This is a genomic window from Streptomyces sp. NPDC056734 (assembly GCF_042790455.1).
In the GTDB taxonomy this organism is placed as follows: Bacteria; Actinomycetota; Actinomycetes; order Streptomycetales; family Streptomycetaceae; genus Streptomyces.
On record NZ_JBHTZD010000002.1, the window covers coordinates 386147 to 402817 of the forward strand.

The window sequence follows — 16671 nt, forward strand, 5'->3', positions numbered from 1 at the left end:
CTTTCGTATGTCGTTCGGTATTCGTCCAGTGTTCGTTCGATCAGATCTCACTCGATCAGATCCACTCGGTCAGATCCACTCGGTCAGATCCACTCGGTCAGATCCACTCGGTCAGATCTCGTACGACACCCTGGGCGCCGCCAGCTCCACCGGCCCGTCATACACCTCACGCGCGTCCGCCAGATTCAGCTGAGGGTCCGTCCACGGCGGGATATGGGTGAGGACCAGCCGGCGGGCACCGGCGCGGGTCGCGGTCTCGCCCGCCTCACGGCCATTGAGATGCAGGTCCGGGATGGACTCCTTGCCGTGGGTGAACGCGGCCTCGCACAGGAACAGGTCGGCGTCGCGGGCGAGTTCGTCCAGCGCCTGGGTGACGCCGGTGTCGCCCGAGTACGTCAGGGTCCGCCCGGCGTGCTCGACGCGGATGCCGTAGGCCTCCACGGGATGCGCCACCCGGTCGGTGTGCATCGTGAAGGGGCCGATCTCGAAGGTGCCCGGCTTGACGGTGTGGAAGTCGAAGACCTCGCTCATGGACGAGGCGGTCGGGGTGTCGGCGTAGGCGGTGGTCAGCCGGTGTTCCGTGCCCTCCGGTCCGTAGACCGGGATCGGATCGGCCCGGCCGCCGTCGTGCCGGTAGTACCGCGCCACGAAATAGGCGCACATGTCGATGCAGTGGTCGGCGTGCAGATGGCTCAGAAAGATCGCGTCGAGGTCGTAGAGACCGCAGTGGCGCTGCAACTCGCCCAGGGCACCGTTGCCCATGTCGAGAAGCAGCCGGAAGCCGTCGGCCTCTACGAGGTAGCTCGAACAGGCCGATTCCGCGGACGGGAACGACCCCGAGCAGCCGACGACGGTGAGCTTCATGAAACAGAAACCTCCGCTGGCGGATAAGGAGAGACGGGGGTCGTGCGGTTTGTCGAGCGTAAGGCGCAAAACCTCCGGTCGCTCCTCCGCCCAGGGCTGTTGTGGGCGAACTCACCTGTGGTGTCACCGGTTCGGCTGGACGTACGGGGCACGGGGGCCGGGCGCGGCGGACGGCCCACGGCACGGCACCCGGCGTCGGCCGGGCGGGCCGGTACCGTCGTCCGTATGGACACGTCATGGTGGCCGGCGCTCGCGGCGGTGGTGCTGCTCGCGCTGGTCGCCGCGCTCGTCGACGGGTGGGGGCGAGGGCGGCGGCCGGGCGGGCGGCGCCGGCCACCGGGGCGCGCGAAACGCCCGGGGCGGCGGGCGGCGCGGGCCGATCCGCGGCCCGGGGAGATCTGGTGGGCCCAGGTGCCCTACGAGGACGGGCCCGGTGGCAAGGACCGGCCCTGTCTGGTGCTCGCGGTGCACGGGCGGCGGGCGCTGGTCGCCAAGATCACCACGAAGTACCGCGACGAACGGGCCGGCGTGCTCCGGCTGCCGCCCGGCTCGGTCGGCGACGCGCACGGCCGCCCGAGCTTCCTGGAGACGGACGAGCTGCGCCGGGTACCGGTGACGGACTTCCGGCGGCGGGCGGGGACGGTGGATCCGGCCCTGTGGGACCAGGTCCGCCATCTGGCGAAATGAACCCGCGCGTCATGATCCTTGGCGTCATGATCCTGCGCGTCATGAGCCGGAGCGGGCCGTATCAGCCTGAGCGGGCCGCGTGAGCATGGGCGGGCCGTATGAGCCTGGGCGGGCCGCGAGTACCTGGGCCACAGGAATCCAGGCCACATGATCACGCGCGACACGATCATCCGCGCGTCACCCGCGCCCCCGCGGAACGAGCACGCGCGTGAAACGAACACGCGCGGATGATCGAACGAGCTACGCCCAGAGCTGGCCCTGGAGCGTTTCGATCGCTTCCTCCGTGGTCGCCGCCGTGTACACCCCGGTCGACAGGTACTTCCAGCCACCGTCCGCGACGACGAACACGATGTCCGCGCTCTCCCCGGCCTTGACCGCCTTCTGGCCGACACCGATCGCGGCGTGCAGCGCGGCGCCGGTGGAGACGCCCGCGAAGATGCCCTCCTGCTGGAGCAGCTCACGGGTGCGGGTGACGGCGTCGGCGGAGCCGACCGAGAAGCGGGTGGTGAGCACGGAGGCGTCGTACAGCTCGGGCACGAACCCCTCGTCGAGGTTGCGCAGGCCGTAGACCAGGTCGTCGTAGCGCGGCTCGGCGGCGACGATCTTGACGTCCGGCTTGTGTTCGCGCAGGTAGCGGCCGACGCCCATCAGGGTGCCGGTGGTGCCGAGTCCGGCCACGAAGTGGGTGATCGAGGGCAGGTCGGCGAGGATCTCCGGGCCGGTCGTGGCGTAGTGCGCGCCCGCGTTGTCCGGGTTGCCGTACTGGTAGAGCATCACCCAGTCCGGGTGCTCGGCGGCCAGTTCCTTGGCGACGCGCACGGCGGTGTTGGAGCCGCCCGCGGCCGGGGAGGAGATGATCTCGGCGCCCCACATGCCGAGCAGGTCCCGGCGCTCGTGCGAGGTGTTCTCGGGCATCACGCACACGATGCGGTAGCCCTTGAGCTTGGCGGCCATGGCGAGGGAGATGCCGGTGTTGCCGGAGGTGGGCTCCAGGATGGTGCAGCCGGGGGTGAGCCGTCCGTCCTTCTCGGCCTGCTCGATCATGTGCAGGGCGGGGCGGTCCTTGACGGAACCGGTCGGGTTGCGGTCCTCCAGCTTGGCCCAGATCCGGACCTCGGGGGACGGCGAAAGCCGCGGCAGGCGCACCAGGGGGGTGTTGCCCACCGCGGCCAGCGGGGAGTCGTAGCGCATCGCGGGTCAGCGGCCCTCAGGCCATGCCGCCGGCCACGGCCGGCAGGATCGTCACGTTGTCGCCGTCGGTGAGCTTGGTGCTGATGCCGTCCAGGAAGCGGACGTCCTCGTCGTTGAGGTAGACGTTGACGAAGCGGCGCAGCTGATCGCCGTCCACGATGCGGGCCTGGATGCCCGCGTGGCGGGTTTCGAGGTCGGCGAACAGCGCGGCGAGGGTGTCGCCACTGCCCGGCACCGCCTTCTGACCGTCGGTGTACTGGCGCAGGATGGTGGGGATGCGGACCTCGATGGCCATGATTGCGGGCTCCTGTCAAAAGAGGCGGGTCGGTGGGCGCGCGGCGGCGCTGGTGCGGCGGGGTGGTGCGACGGGATGGTGCCGCGCCGCGGCTCACGGCCGTACGGCGGCAGGGAACGTCAACAGATGGCGCTGTTCAGCCTGCACAGGTCGACGTGCAGCCGCGCCACGAGCAGCACGGTGCTCGGCGCCTTCTCGCTCACGTCGTTCAGAACCATGCGGTCATCGTATCGATTCCCGGTCCGGCCTTTGGAATGTGATCTCGCATACTGGATGAATTCTGACCGAATGCCGGGATCAGTAGGCCGTCACGACCGTGACCTCCTCCTCCGTGACCTCACCCTCCACGATCCGGAAGGACCGGAACTGGAACTCGCCCGCCCCGTCGGCGTCCGCCGTGGACACCAGCACATAGTGGGCGCCGGGCTCGTTGGCGTAGGAGATGTCGGTGCGGGACGGATACGCCTCGGTCGCGGTGTGGGAGTGGTAGATGATCACCGGCTCCTCGTCGCGGTCGTCCATCGCGCGGTAGAGCTTGAGCAGATCCCCGGAGTCGAACTCGTAGAACGTGGGCGAGCGGGCGGCGTTCAGCATCGGGATGAACCGCTCCGGCCGGCCCGTGCCCACCGGGCCCGCGACCACGCCGCACGCCTCGTCGGGGTGATCCTCGCGCGCGTGGGCGACGATCTGGTCGTACAGGGCCTGTGTGAGGGTCAGCATGGTCGCCAGGATAAGCAACGGGGCTGTCCCGTACCGATGGCCGGTACGGGACAGCCCACATGCTGGACGCTTCGGTGATCAGCCGACCTTGTCGGCCGTCCGGACCGGGTCCTCACCCACCTGCGGGTTGCGGGTCTTCAGGACCTGCCAGCCGATCCACAGTGCGGCGGCCCAGCCCGCCATCACATACAGACAGACCCGCGCGTCGGCGTCGTAGGCGATCAGACAGGTCACGAAGAGCAGGAACGCGATGGCGATGTACGAGCACACCGCCCCGCCCGGGGCGGGGAAGGACGAGCGCGGCAGCCGGCCCGCGTCCACGCCCCGGCGGTAGAGCACATGGCTGACCAGGATCATCAGCCAGGTCCAGATGCCGGCGGCGGTGGCGATGGAGACGACGTATCCGAACGCCTTTTCGGGGACGATGTAGTTGAGGATCACGCCGATCCCCATGAACAGCACCGAGACGGTGATGCCGAACGCCGGGGTGCGGGTGGAGGACAGCTTGCTGAAGACGCGCGGGGCCTCGCCGTTGTCGGCCAGGGTGCGCAGCATGCGGCCCGTGGAGTACATGCCGGAGTTGCAGGACGACAGGGCGGCGGTGAGCACCACGAAGTTCACGATGCCGGCGCCCGCCGGAATGCCGATCTGCGCGAACGCCTCGACGAACGGGCTCACCCCGGGTGCGAACTCGGTCCACTTGACCACGCACAGGATGACCGTGAGCGCGCCGACGTAGAAGAGCGCGATCCGCCAGGGCAGGGTGTTTGTCGCCTTGGGGAGGGTCTTCTCGGGGTTCTCCGACTCACCGGCCGTGACACCGACCAGTTCGACCGCCAGGTAGGCGAACATCACGCCCTGGAGGGTCATCAGGGACGAGCCGATGCCCTTGGGGAAGAAGCCGTCGAAGGCCCACAGGTTGGAGACCGCGGCGGTGTCCCCGGCCGAGCTGAAGCCGAAGGTGAGCACGCCCAGACCGATCACGATCATGCCGAGCAGGGCGGTGACCTTGACCATGGAGAACCAGAACTCGATCTCGCCGAACAGCTTCACCGAGATCAGGTTGGCCCCGAACAGGATGATCAGAAAGACAAGAGCGGTCACCCATTGCGGGACGACCGGCCACCAGTAGTTCACATAGATCGCGGCGGCGGTCAGTTCCGCCATCCCGGTGACCACCCACATCAGCCAGTACGTCCAGCCGGTGAAGTAGCCGAAGAACGGGCCCAGGAACTCCCGCGAGTACTCCGCGAAGGAGCCGGAGACCGGGCGGTAGAGCAGCAGTTCGCCCAGGGCCCGCATGATGAAGAAGATGATCACGCCCGCGACGGCGTACATGAGGATGAGGCTCGGACCGGCCTTGGCGATGTTCGCCCCGGCCCCCAGGAAGAGGCCGACGCCGATGGCGCCGCCGATCGCGATCATCTGGACCTGGCGGCTGCCGAGTCCGCGTTCGTAGCCTTCCTCGGGCGCGTTGCCGCTCCCGGCCCCGTCGCCGTCGTAGGTCTGGTCGACCTGCGCAGAGGTCATCAGTGGTGCGCCTTTCTCCATGCCCGGTCACGGCCGTCGCACGGCCGCGGACCGGATTTCGATCCCCCCGGATAGATGGAGTGCCAGGCCGGCGGTCGGCCGGCTCGGTGGCGCACCCGGTCGGACAGGGGTGGCGTCCGCCGGGCGAAGTGCAGATCTATCACGCTGGAATCGTCGAACGGCCGCGCAACATGTGGCGCACGACACAAGGAGAAGGGGACAAACGTGGGACGCCTCCGCCATAAACGGCGACCCCGGTGACGCGATCGTTATCCCGATTTGAGCGTCCGCTGAGCGAACAAAACCCCGTCAGAAGCACGGGACACGAAAGATTCGTCGGTGTGTCGACGCGGGAGTCCGAGCGGGTGAACATCGGAGGCGTGATCGTTCGAACATCACGGCCCGGGCGGGGACGATCACCGGGTGAAGGGACGGGGCGGGCCGATCACGGGAGGGAGGGTCGGCCGATCACGGGAGGGCCGATCGGACGATCACGGGAGGACCGATCGGACGATCACGAGGCGGAGGGCCGGACGCTCACGCCAGGACCGGCCGGACGCTCACGGCACCCCCGCCCGGATGATCGCATGAGGACCGGCCGGACGGTCACAGGCGGACGGTCACGCCAGGACCGACCGAGGAATCACAGGACGCGCGAACGGACGATCACGGCATGAGTGTCTGGACGAGAGTCTCCTGGAGGCCGCCCAGCCACAGATACGCCATCACCATCGGCTTGCGCTCGTCGTCGTCCGGGAGCCGGTAGAGCAGGGCGCTCTCGTCCTCGTCGGTGATCTCCAGCCGGGTGGCGATCGCCAGCCGCAGATCGTTCAGGGAGCCGAGCCAGGGCCGGGCGTCCTCGGGGGAGAGCTTCAGCACCGCGCCGGAGCCGGTGGCGTCCGCCGCCAGCTCGTCCAGCGAGCGGATCACCGCGAGGGCGTTGTCGCGCTTGCCGGCCCTCAGGTCGTTCTCGGTGAAGCGGCGGAACTCCGCGGAGTGGGAGCGCCGCTCCTCGGCCTGTGCGGCGGAGGCGGGCGTGTGCTCGGGATCGGTGTAGGCGTCCGGGAAGAGCCGCTTGAGGACCGGGTCGGAGGGCGGTTCGCTCGGGCCCTCGGCGAACAGCTCGGCGAGCGGGTCGTCGGGCGTGTCCTCGGCGGGGCCGGGTCCGATCAGTTCCAGCAATTGGACGGTCAGCGACCGGATGATGGAGATCTCGACCTCGTCGAGCGCGACGGCCGCGCCGCCGCCGGGGAGCGGTTCGAAGGTTCCTGGCATGGCGGCGATCGCTACTTCCGGTCCTGCTGGAGGGTGGCCCACAAGCCGTAGCCGTGCATGGCCTGCACGTCGCGTTCCATCTCCTCGCGGCTCCCGCTGGAGACGACCGCACGGCCCTTGTGGTGGACGTCGAGCATGAGTTTGTGGGCCTTGTCCTTGGAATAGCCGAAGTACGTCTGGAAGACGTAGGCCACATAGCTCATGAGGTTGACGGGGTCGTTGTGCACGATCGTGACCCAGGGGACGTCGGGCTCCGGTACGGCAGAGACCTCCTCCGCCGACTCGGTGCGTTCGATCTCGATGGGAGCGGCTGACGTCACAACCCCCATGCTGCCACGTGCGCCACAAATCGTCACACTGACGAAATGGGGTGTAGCATCAAGGGTCATGAACACAGCAGACCTTGGGCTGCCGGTGGATGTCCCCTCGACGGCGCTCTTCACGGACCAGTACGAGCTGACGATGCTCCAGGCGGCCCTCAAGGCGGGCACCGCGCAACGGCGCAGTGTCTTCGAGGTCTTCACCCGGCAGCTCCCCCACGGCCGCCGCTACGGCGTCGTCGCGGGCACCGGCCGGGTGCTGGACGCCGTCGAGAACTTCCGCTTCGACGCCGCCGTGATCGGTTTTCTGCGCGAACGATCGATCGTGGACGAGGACACCCTGGAGTGGCTGGCCGGATACCGCTTCGGCGGGGACATCTGGGGCTATCCCGAGGGCGAGGTGTACTTCCCCGGGTCGCCGATCATGCGCGTCGAGGGCTCCTTCGCCGAGTGCGTGCTCCTGGAGACGGTGATCCTCTCGATCCTCAACCACGACTCCGCGATCGCCGCGGCGGCCTCGCGGATGTCGTCGGCCGCCGGGGACCGCCCGCTGATCGAGATGGGCGCCCGGCGCACCCACGAGCTGGCCGCGGTCGCGTCCGCCCGCGCGGCGTACATCGGCGGCTTCTCCTCCACGTCCGACCTCGCGGCCGGTTTCCGCTACGGCATCCCGACCGTCGGCACCAGCGCCCACGCCTTCACCCTGCTGCACGACCACGAGCGGGACGCCTTCCGCGCCCAGGTGGACTCCATGGGGCGCGGCACGACGCTGCTGGTGGACACGTACGACGTCGCCGAGGCGGTCCGTACGGCCGTGGAGGTGGCCGGGACCGATCTGGGGGCCGTACGCATCGACTCGGGGGATCTGCTGCTGGTCGCGCACCGGGTGCGGCAGCAGCTGGACGAGCTGGGGGCGACCGGGACGCGGATCATCGTGACGTCCGACCTCGACGAGTACGCCATCGCCTCGCTGGCGGCGGCCCCGGTGGACGCGTACGGGGTGGGCACGCAATTGGTGACCGGGTCGGGGCATCCGACCTGCTCGATGGTGTACAAGCTGGTCGCGCGGGCCGAGTCGGGCGATCCCAGGGCGCCGCTGGTGCCGGTCGCGAAGCGGTCCACCGGGGGCAAGACGTCCATCGGCGGGCGCAAGTGGGCCGCCCGGCGGGTGGACGAGCGGGGGGTGGCCGAGGCCGAGGTGATCGGTACGGGGTCCGTTCCCGGCGAGCTGGCCGATCTTCAGCTGCTGGTCGAGCTGATCAAAGGTGGTCAGGTGATCACGCGCGAGCCATTGGACGTCGTGCGCGAGCGGCACGTGGCGGCGCGTGCGAGGCTGCCCTTGTCGGCGACCCAGCTGTCTCGCGGGGAACCGGTGCTCCCGACCGAGTACGCGGCGGCCGGATGAGGCCGTGTGCGAATGCTCCGCGCGTGGTGATCGTTCGCGCAGTTCCCCGTGTTTCCCCGCGTTCCCCGTGCACCCCGTGCACCCCGTGCACCCCGTGCACCCCGTGCACCCTTCGGGGCGTCGGCGCCCCTCCCCCATCCGGCCCCGATTCTCTAGGCTCGTAGGTTCCGCCCCCGGAACCCCACCGTCGAAGGACACCGAACATGCGTCGTGCGTTGCTCGTCATCGATGTGCAGAACGACTTCTGCGAGGGGGGCAGTCTCGCGGTGGCCGGAGGGGCCGACGTGGCCGCCGCCATCACCGATCTGATCGCCCAGGCCCCGGCCGGCTACCGGCATGTCATCGCCACCCGTGACCGCCACATCGCGCCGGGTGGCCATTTCGCGGACAATCCGGACTTCGTGCACTCCTGGCCCGCGCACTGCGTCGCGGGCACGGAGGGCGTCGGCTTCCATCCGAACTTCGCCCCGGCGGTCGCCTCCGGCGCGGTGGACGCGGTGTTCGACAAGGGGGCGTACGCGGCGGCGTACAGCGGCTTCGAGGGGGCCGACGAGAACGGCACCTCGCTGGCCGACTGGCTGCGCGCGCGGAAGATCGACGAGGTGGACGTGGTCGGCATCGCCACCGACCACTGTGTGCGGGCCACCGCCCTGGACGCCGTCCGCGAGGGCTTCCGCACCCAGGTCCTGCTGGACCTGACCGCCGGGGTGGCCGCGGAGACCACCGAGCGGGCCCTGGAGGACCTGCGCGGGGCCGGGGTGGGACTGACCGGCAAGCCGGTCGTGAACGGCCAGGGACCCGCCTAGAGCCCCTCAGGCCCGCCCTACGACCCGCCAGCCCCTCAGGCCCGCCCTACGGCCGGCCCGCCCTCAGGCCCCCTCCAGGGCCTTCCCGCGCAGGTGACCGACCGGGACCCTACGCAGGCGCCGCCGGTCTGCGCAGCAGCGCCCGGATCGGGTGCCACAGCTCGGTCACGCCGAGCAGGTCCTCCGGGGCCGTGCGCCATATGAGGCCGTCGGGGTGGTGCAGTACGGCGGTGACCTCGTCCGGGGTGGGCGGGGCCGTGTTGCCGCGCAGGTAGATCGCGCGCAGGCCGAGATTGCGCAGCCTGGTCAGGGCGCGCGCCCGGTTCTGGGCGTGGACGAGCACACGTACGCCCGCCGGGCGGTCGGGGGCGGGGCTGGGCAGATTCAGCGCCACCACCACCGTGCCGTTCGGCAGCTTGCAGAAACCTCCTGCGGCCATGCAGTCACTCCCCCGTACGAGCCGGTGTCAATAAGAGAACCACAGGACGCACCTAAACACGATCGGCGGCAGCCCGCCAAGGGGCTCCCGCCGATACGCGCCTGACCTGCGTAAATGTCGCTTACTTCACCGCACGACCCACTTCGAGCGTGATCGTGGAGCCATTCTTGGCCTCATTGACGATCTTGATCTTGGTGTTGGTGTCAGTGATCTTGACGCCCGCCGTGGGGTTCGTCTGGTCGTAGTACGTGTTCGTGTGATCGTTGAAGACCGACACGCCCTTCGACGAGGGAATCCGGGTCGGCACGCCCGCCTTGTGCAGCGTCATGCCGTCCGTGCGGGAGAGGCTGAACGTCGAGTCGTAGGACTGGATGCGGTTGCGCATCAGGGTGCCGTCCGACCACTTCAGCGGCGTCGCGTGGGAGTCGACCGGCAGCACCAGACCGGCGCCCGGGTGGACGCTGGTGTTGTTGTCCGCCTGCGAGGTGTCCCACTTCCAGATCAACAGACCGTTCTGGTACGCGTAGTGCTCCACCCAGTCCGGACGGGCGGAGAAGCCGAAGTTGTACGGACCGACCTCAAGGGTCTCGTCGTACGACACGTACTGGCGGTTCTCGGCGATGTAGTACTGCGCGTAGTCGTCGGTGAACGAGGCGCCGATGCGGGAGAAGCCGCCGGCGGTCCAGGCCGCGTCCGCGCTCTCGGCGTTGTCCGTGAACAGCGCGGTGCCGTCGGCGACGACCGAGATCCGGTCGGCGGCGAAGCCCTTGAGCGCCACTCCGCCGTCGGTGGCGTAGCGGAAGCGCAGATCGATCTGCCGGCCCGCGTACGCGTCGAGCGAGTACGAGAGCTGCTGGTAGGAGTCGACCGTGCCGGTCAGGGCCGGCTTGTCGCTGCCGTCGCGCGGGATCGGCTGACCGTTCACCGTGCCGTCGATCGACGTCCAGTTGGCGCCGCCGTCGGTGGAGACCTCGGTGTAGAGGTAGTCGTAGTCGGCCTCGATCTGGTACCAGCCGTCGAACGTCAGGTCCGCCGATGTCTTTCCGGTCAGATCGATCGATCTCGTCAGCGTGTTGCGCAGATCGTCACCGCTGCCGCTCCACCACTGCGTGGCGCCCTCCGCAGGCGGCACCACTTCGGTGGTGACCTCCTTGTCCGGCAGTTCGACCACCAGGGCCTGCGCGTTCTTGGTGTTGTACTCGGCGACGCCCAGGGTGTGTTTCGACGCCGTCGCGGCCGTGGCCGTGTCGTAGTTCAGCCAGCCCAGCTGGAGCTTGTCCCAGGCGGTCATGTCACCGGGCAGATCGCCGATGGAGTCCTCGCCGGTGCCCAGCCAGGAGCCGGAGGACATCAAGGTCCAGAACCCGGTGGAGTTCTCGCCGCCCTGGGTGTCGTAGTGGTCCGGCAGACCGAGGTCGTGGCCGTACTCGTGGGCGAAGACACCGAGGCCGCCGTTCTCCGGCTGGATGGTGTAGTCGCCGACCCAGATGCCGGAGGTGCCGATCTGGGTGCCGCCGAGCTTGTTGCCCTCGGGGCCGGTGGCGCCTGCGTCCGTGCCGAACGCGTACCAGCGGTGCGCCCAGATGGCGTCCGTGCCCTGCGCGCCGCCGCCCGCGGACTCGTCCTCACCGGCGTGCACGATCTGGAAGTGGTCGATGTAGCCGTCGGGCTCGTTGAAGTCGCCGTCGCCGTCGTGGTCGTAACGGTCCCACTGGTCGTACTCGGAGAGCTTCGCCGTGATCTCGGCGTCCGTCTTGCCGGCCGCCGCCTGGCCCGCGGCCCAGGCGGTGACGCCGTCCTGCACCGCGTACCAGGCGCAGTTGTCCGGGTCGCAGCTGTTGGAGCCGTAGCGGGCCTCGTTGTAGGGGACCGTGACCCAGTCGGAGACCTCGCCCTCGATCGAGTAGCGGCCCGAGGACTGCGTCTCGTAGTAGGTCTTCATCGAGTCGGCGCCCTCGCCGAAGTACAGGTCCTGGTAGTGCTCCTGGTTGTAGTCCGCCTGCCAGTCGGTGCTGTTGTCCTTGGACCGGTCGGGCTCGGCGATCTCGTTGTGCAGGGGCCCGGGGGTGCCGCCGTAGCGGCTGTCTATCTGGTCACCGAACTCGACCAGGATGGTGAAGATCTTGTCGGTGCTCTCCCGCCCCAGCTCGACGTACTTGCTGTCGCCCTTCTTGGACTCCAGCTCGACGACCTGCGAGCCGTTGCGCTCCTGGACCTCGGCCTCTCCGGAGATGACCTGGTTGAGAGCTTCCTCGCGCTGGGCGGTCTGGGTGTCGGTGAGCGGTCCCTTGAGGTTGTGGGGCTCTTCGTTCGCCTGGGCCGACGCCGGGTCCTGGCGGTCGACGGCCGTGGTGGCGGACGCTTGGGTGGAGTCGGCCTGGGCCACGGTGAAACCGGAGATCGTGGCGGTGGCCGCGGCGAGCGCTACGGCGGTCGCCGCTGCTCTGAACATCCAGGGTCTACTGGTCACTTGAGTTCCTCCTCCGCGTCCGGGCGCGCGGAAGGAGGGGTCCGGGAGTGGTGTGGAACCCGCGCGCTCCTGATCAACGCGTGTAGTCAAGTGACGTCATTCGACTAGAGGTTGAGAAGAAAAGACAGATCTTGACTTGGACAGGTCAATTGCACTATGCGGTACGTTCACCCCGCTGAGCGAACGTGGCACCGCCGCCCATCCCCATCCAAACTGCCCCGCACCTGCGCGTACATGCGGAACCATGCCGTCAACGGGCGCGCGCGACCGTCCACTTGGTGGACGTCATGACTCGGTGCGCCCCCTGTGCTCCGGCACAGTAGGTCAGGTCACGCTTACCGTTCGTTCCCCTCGGGCATCCACGCCGTTAGAGTCGAGTGGCGGAACGCCCGGAAGTCGGCGGAAAGCCAGGCCGACAACCTAGTCTCACCCCCACTTCCGAGGACACGATTGCCATGCCTCGTCCGACTGCCGCACAGCTCGTCTACGGCTCGTGCACCGTGATCCTGTCGACCCTCGCCATGCTGCTGCTGTCACAGACGAACTCCCCCGGGGGGATCGCCGTCGTCACCGTGACGGCACTGGCCCTGGGCCTGGTCGTCTCCGTCACGGCCCCTGTGAAGAAATCCCCCAAGCGGATCCCCTCCACCACCGTGGCACCCCCCGTGCCGCAGCACCCGGTGGCGGTCACGGTGCCCGCCGGCCCCCGTCGGCGTCAGCCGGTCCGGGAACCCACCCGCTCCTGACCCGGTCGTACCGCTCCACAGCTGAATACGCCGACGGCGGGCCCCGTGGTTCCACGGGCCCGCCGTCGTGTGCGCGGGGCGTTCGCGCGGGGGCGTTCACGCGGGGGTGCGTGCACCCTGAGGGTGCGCTCGCGCGCGGTGGCGGCGCCGCCTCAGCCGGTGCTCACCACCACCGTCTTGGCCGGTTTGTCGTGCAGCCCCTGCTTGTACGGCTTGTCGAAGAAGCTCCAGCCACCGCAGATCGCCGTCCACACGCAGGCGCAGCAGAAGGCGAACGGAATCCACAGCACCGCCGCGCGGATCAGCGAACTCTGCACCGACGGCGTACTGCCGTTGTCCAGATTCGCCACCCGCAGGTTCAGCCACTTCTTCCCGAGCGTCTGACCGGTCCGGGAGATCAGGAACGTGTCGTACGCCATGTAGAGCACGGCCGCGATCGCCGACTGCACGAGCGAACGGCCGAACTGCACGTTGTCGGAGTTCACGTTGTACTCGTCGACGTTGAAGCCCCAGGTGATCAGCCACACCACGATACCGACCAGGATCATGTCGATGATCCGCGCGAGCGTGCGCCGGCCGCTGTCGGCGAGCGGCGGCATCCCGGCCAGCGGATCGCCCGGATAACCGCCGGGGGGCGTGCCGTACGGGGACTGACCGCCGTAGGGGCCACCGCCGTACGGGGGCGGCTGGTCGCCCTCGGAGGGGGGCGGCTGGTCGCCGTAGCGGGGCGGCTGGTCGCCCGGCGGGGGTGGTTGGCCGCCGCCGGCCGGCGGGGGCGGGGGCGGCTGGGGGGCGTCGTACGGTGAGCCCGCGCCTTCCCCGGGCGGGGGCTGCTTCCTGAACGGGTCGTCGTCCGGCGGCTCGCCGGAACCGGGAGGCGGTTGGGTGCTCATGGCCCGAGTGGACCGCGAACCCCCCACCTCCGCATCCGGCGAGGGGCCGTCCGGAGTACCGGATCATCCGGGGCGGAGGGGGAGGGGCGGCTGTCGTGTTCGCCGTATGGGGGGGGTACGGGGGTGGGCGGGTGGCGTAGGGCGGGTGGGGTGGTTGGCGTAGGGCGGGTGGGGTGGTCGGCGTACGAAGGTGTGGTCGGCGTACGAAGGTGGGGTGAGCGGGGCTCGGGGTGGATCGAGCCGGGGGGCGAGGGCCGTCGGCCGGCGTGCGAGGGACGGGGCTGGTGGTGTAGGGCGGGCGGGGCACGGCGTACGGGGGTGGGGGCGACCCGGGGGGTCTGGCGGGGCGATCAGCCGGGGAGGGCGAGGTGCCTGGCTGGGCGATCAGGGGGCGGCTCCGGCCGTGCACGCAGTCAGTCGCTCAGCGAACGGCCCGGCGGCGCCTCCAGCCCCGTACCGGGCCGGCAGGCCCTGTTTCGGTTCAGCCCGCCACGAACGTCCGTGCCGCCTTGTCGTGCCAGCACTGCCGCCACGGTTTGTCGAACAGGCACCACAGGACGCCGATCAGCCCGAAGCAGAGCAGCCCCGGCACGCTGTAGACCAGCCAGCGGCGCAGCGCGGCGCCGAAGGTCGGGGGCTCGTGCCCCTCGATGTCCCGCACCTCCAGGCCGAGCAGCCGCTTCCCGAGCGTGCGGCCCCATTTGGCGGTGGGCAGCACCTCGTAGAGCACGCCGAAGAGCAGCAGCACGCCGAGGACGATGGCCAGATAGACCGACGTGGTGCTGTCGAGCAGCCAGACCGTGACGGTCCGTCCGGAGAGCTTCGCCTCGTCGATCTTGCCGTTGATGTGGTCCAGCGCTCTGGTGCCGAGGGGCACGGCGGCGACCGCGGTGACCGCCGCGACGGCCAGCGTGTCGACCAGCCGGGCCACCAGCCGCTTGCCCAGCGCGGCGGGGCGGGCCTCCGTCTGACGCCGGGCCATCGCCTGGAAGGGGTCGTCGGCCGGCGGACGCCAGGGCGCCACGGGCTCGCCACCGGAACCACCGGCTCCACCGGACGCCCCGGCCAGCCGGTGCACCTGCTGCGCCCAGGAGGACTGTCCGCCGCCGGGGCCGCTGGTAAGGGGGGCGCTGGAGGGGGCGCCCGAGGGAGTGCCGGACTGCGGCGGGACGGATTGGGGGGTGGGCTGCGGGGCGGGTTCCGGGGTGCGCCGCGGGGGTGTGGACTGGGAGGGGACGGACGGGGCCGGGGCCTGGGCCTGGGCCTGGGCTTGTGCCGGGGCGGGGGCATGGGTCTGTGGGGTGCCGTGCTGGGCGGCGCCCGCGCGGTCGGCCGCGGTCATTCCCGCGCCGAAGCCCGGTCCTGAGCCTTGCGCTTGGATCTGGCCTTGGCCCTGGGCCTGGGCCTGGGCCTGGGCCTGATGGTGCGCGGGGCCTTGGGTGTGGCTGTAGCCCTGGCCCTGCCTCCGGCCCTGTCCCTGCCCCTGTCCTTGTCCTTGATTCCGGCCGGGCGTGGACACTCCCTGGGGTCCGCTGCGAGGCGGTACCGGGCGGAAGGTCATGGTGCCGGGGTCGGGGATCGGTGCCGCGCCGCTCGCGGACTCGGCCTGGGGGCCCGGCCCCGAGGTACGGGGGCGGCGGAAGACGAAGGTGCCGGGGTCGGGGGCCTCGCCGATGCCCTCGGTGGGCGGGATGGTCGCGATGCCGTCGGCGCGGGAGGACCGGCCCTCGGGCTGGGCGGGGGCGGACGGCTGGGCCGCGGCGGGCGGTTCGGCGCCGTGGGCCACGCGCGGGTCGGCGGCCTGCCGTGGGGCGTCGGGGTCCGGGGAACCCCAGGACACCCGCCGGTCCTGGTCGCCGCCGTAACCGGCCTGGCGGCTGCGGTCGGCCCCCCAGGCGGTGGCCGGTTCGGGACGGCTGCCGTAGTGCTCGCCCGCGGCCGGGGCGGGATCGGGGTCCTCGTCGAAGAAGTGCGGGCCGGTCTCCTCGACCGGCGCGGCGGGGGCGGCGGCAGGGGCCGGGGTGGCGGGCTGGACGCCGGGCGGGGGGCTGAGCGGTTCGCCGTCGGCCGGGGCGGGGCGGCTGGTGCCCGGCACCCAGGAGGCGCCGTTCCAGTAGCGGACATATCCGGGGATGGAGGGGTCCGGGTAGTACCCCTCGCGGGGCCTGTCGTCGCCTGGTGCCGGGGTTGGGGCGCTCATGTCCGTCGTCCCGTATCTGCTCGCGGGTGGGTAAGGGGGCTCCACATCTATCAGACCGGCGCAATCCCCACGCCCCGTCCCGCCGGACCCACTCGTTCCGGGCACGAATGTGCTACGTCCCTGAAGATCGCCGGGGACCGGAGGGGCGTTCGAGGGGGCCTCCGAGGGGCGTCCGGAAGAGTCCCGGAAAAAAATCTCGCCGAAGTCGCGTAATGCTCCGCCCCTTTGCCTCTCTGCACTCGCGCGGGCCCGCGAAAGGCGGCCCATTCGGACACGAGCGCGTGCGAACACGCACGAGTACGTACGAGCACGTACGAGCACGCACGAACAGGCAAGAGAGGAACCGCCCGTCATGCACACCGTCGTGGAACGTGAGCTGGAACTGAGGCTCATCCTGTCGCCCGAGCGGAGCGTCCCGGTGCCGGCCCGGCTGAGCTACCGCACCGACGATCCGTACGCCATCCACATCTCCTTCCACATCAACTCCGAGCACCCGGTGAACTGGACGTTCGCGCGCGAACTGCTCGTGGAGGGGGTGTTCCGGCCGTGCGGGCACGGGGACGTACGGGTGTGGCCGACGAAGGTCGAAGGGCGCACCGTCGTTCTGATCGCTTTGAGTTCACCGGACGGCGACGCGCTGATGGAGGCCCCGGCGGCGCAGGTGTCGGCGTGGCTGGAACGAACATTGCGGGTGGTCCCGCCGGGCACCGAGGCCGAGCAGCTCGGCATCGACGACGGCCTCGCCGAGCTGCTGGCCCCCACCCCGGCCGACGATCTGTGGCTGCGCGACCCGTGGCCCTCGGACGAGTCCAAGGACGGTGAGTAAAGCG

The 16671-nt window shown here is 70.1% G+C and carries 17 protein-coding genes; 5 read left to right on the plus strand and 12 right to left on the minus strand.

Annotated elements, in window-relative coordinates:
- Positions 1–111 precede the first annotated feature (111 nt).
- Positions 112–864: an MBL fold metallo-hydrolase gene (locus ACFRFC_RS03735; RefSeq protein ID WP_382681365.1), complete on the minus strand. Its 753-nt coding sequence runs from the start codon at positions 862–864 to the stop codon at positions 112–114.
- A 225-nt stretch (positions 865–1089) separates the two neighbouring features.
- Between ACFRFC_RS03735 and ACFRFC_RS03740 the strand changes: the two genes are divergently transcribed.
- Positions 1090–1551 (plus strand): type II toxin-antitoxin system PemK/MazF family toxin, encoded by a 462-nt coding sequence (locus ACFRFC_RS03740; protein WP_382681362.1) that lies wholly within the window; start codon positions 1090–1092, stop codon positions 1549–1551.
- A gap of 240 nt (positions 1552–1791) precedes the next feature.
- On the opposite strand, the gene ACFRFC_RS03745 is transcribed toward ACFRFC_RS03740, so the two are convergent.
- The 7 genes from ACFRFC_RS03745 to clpS form a co-directional block, all read right to left on the minus strand.
- The gene (locus ACFRFC_RS03745; RefSeq protein ID WP_382681360.1) at positions 1792–2742 is read right to left on the minus strand and encodes a PLP-dependent cysteine synthase family protein; all 951 of its coding nucleotides are present in this window, start codon (positions 2740–2742) and stop codon (positions 1792–1794) included.
- 16 nt (positions 2743–2758) lie between these two features.
- Positions 2759–3037: a MoaD/ThiS family protein gene (locus tag ACFRFC_RS03750; protein ID WP_382681358.1), complete on the minus strand. Its 279-nt coding sequence runs from the start codon at positions 3035–3037 to the stop codon at positions 2759–2761.
- Between the two features lie 119 nt (positions 3038–3156).
- Positions 3157–3255 (minus strand): putative leader peptide, encoded by a 99-nt coding sequence (locus ACFRFC_RS03755; RefSeq protein WP_382681355.1) that lies wholly within the window; start codon positions 3253–3255, stop codon positions 3157–3159.
- Positions 3256–3334: 79 nt separating this feature from the next.
- The gene (locus ACFRFC_RS03760; RefSeq protein ID WP_382681352.1) at positions 3335–3757 is read right to left on the minus strand and encodes a Mov34/MPN/PAD-1 family protein; all 423 of its coding nucleotides are present in this window, start codon (positions 3755–3757) and stop codon (positions 3335–3337) included.
- Between the two features lie 78 nt (positions 3758–3835).
- Positions 3836–5287: an amino acid permease gene (locus ACFRFC_RS03765; protein ID WP_382681349.1), complete on the minus strand. Its 1452-nt coding sequence runs from the start codon at positions 5285–5287 to the stop codon at positions 3836–3838.
- Positions 5288–5953: 666 nt separating this feature from the next.
- Positions 5954–6562: a DUF2017 domain-containing protein gene (locus tag ACFRFC_RS03770; protein ID WP_382681346.1), complete on the minus strand. Its 609-nt coding sequence runs from the start codon at positions 6560–6562 to the stop codon at positions 5954–5956.
- Positions 6563–6573: 11 nt separating this feature from the next.
- Positions 6574–6891, minus strand: coding sequence for an ATP-dependent Clp protease adapter ClpS (clpS, locus tag ACFRFC_RS03775; RefSeq protein WP_382681344.1), 318 nt, complete (start codon positions 6889–6891; stop codon positions 6574–6576).
- Positions 6892–6949: 58 nt separating this feature from the next.
- Here clpS and ACFRFC_RS03780 point away from each other — a divergent pair, with 58 nt between their 5' ends.
- A complete protein-coding gene (locus ACFRFC_RS03780) occupies positions 6950–8287 on the plus strand; it encodes a nicotinate phosphoribosyltransferase (RefSeq protein WP_382681342.1) in 1338 nt (445 codons plus the stop codon).
- A 203-nt stretch (positions 8288–8490) separates the two neighbouring features.
- Positions 8491–9093 (plus strand): isochorismatase family protein, encoded by a 603-nt coding sequence (locus ACFRFC_RS03785; RefSeq protein WP_382681339.1) that lies wholly within the window; start codon positions 8491–8493, stop codon positions 9091–9093.
- A 109-nt stretch (positions 9094–9202) separates the two neighbouring features.
- Here ACFRFC_RS03785 and ACFRFC_RS03790 read toward each other — a convergent pair whose 3' ends face one another.
- Together ACFRFC_RS03790 and ACFRFC_RS03795 are read right to left on the minus strand one after the other, a co-directional pair.
- Positions 9203–9532, minus strand: a complete 330-nt coding sequence (locus ACFRFC_RS03790; RefSeq protein ID WP_382681337.1) for a hypothetical protein — start codon at positions 9530–9532, stop codon at positions 9203–9205.
- A gap of 121 nt (positions 9533–9653) precedes the next feature.
- Positions 9654–12002, minus strand: a complete 2349-nt coding sequence (locus ACFRFC_RS03795) for an immune inhibitor A domain-containing protein (RefSeq protein ID WP_382681335.1) — start codon at positions 12000–12002, stop codon at positions 9654–9656.
- Between the two features lie 449 nt (positions 12003–12451).
- Here ACFRFC_RS03795 and ACFRFC_RS03800 point away from each other — a divergent pair, with 449 nt between their 5' ends.
- Positions 12452–12748 carry a hypothetical protein gene (locus ACFRFC_RS03800; protein WP_382682056.1) on the plus strand — a complete coding sequence of 99 codons (297 nt, stop codon included), beginning with the start codon at positions 12452–12454 and terminating at the stop codon, positions 12746–12748.
- A gap of 152 nt (positions 12749–12900) precedes the next feature.
- Here ACFRFC_RS03800 and ACFRFC_RS03805 read toward each other — a convergent pair whose 3' ends face one another.
- Positions 12901–13641, minus strand: coding sequence for an RDD family protein (locus tag ACFRFC_RS03805; RefSeq protein WP_382681331.1), 741 nt, complete (start codon positions 13639–13641; stop codon positions 12901–12903).
- 481 nt (positions 13642–14122) lie between these two features.
- Positions 14123–15841 (minus strand): RDD family protein, encoded by a 1719-nt coding sequence (locus ACFRFC_RS03810; protein WP_382681329.1) that lies wholly within the window; start codon positions 15839–15841, stop codon positions 14123–14125.
- A gap of 352 nt (positions 15842–16193) precedes the next feature.
- Here ACFRFC_RS03810 and ACFRFC_RS03815 point away from each other — a divergent pair, with 352 nt between their 5' ends.
- Positions 16194–16667, plus strand: a complete 474-nt coding sequence (locus ACFRFC_RS03815) for an SsgA family sporulation/cell division regulator (protein WP_382681326.1) — start codon at positions 16194–16196, stop codon at positions 16665–16667.
- Positions 16668–16671: the final 4 nt, after the last annotated feature.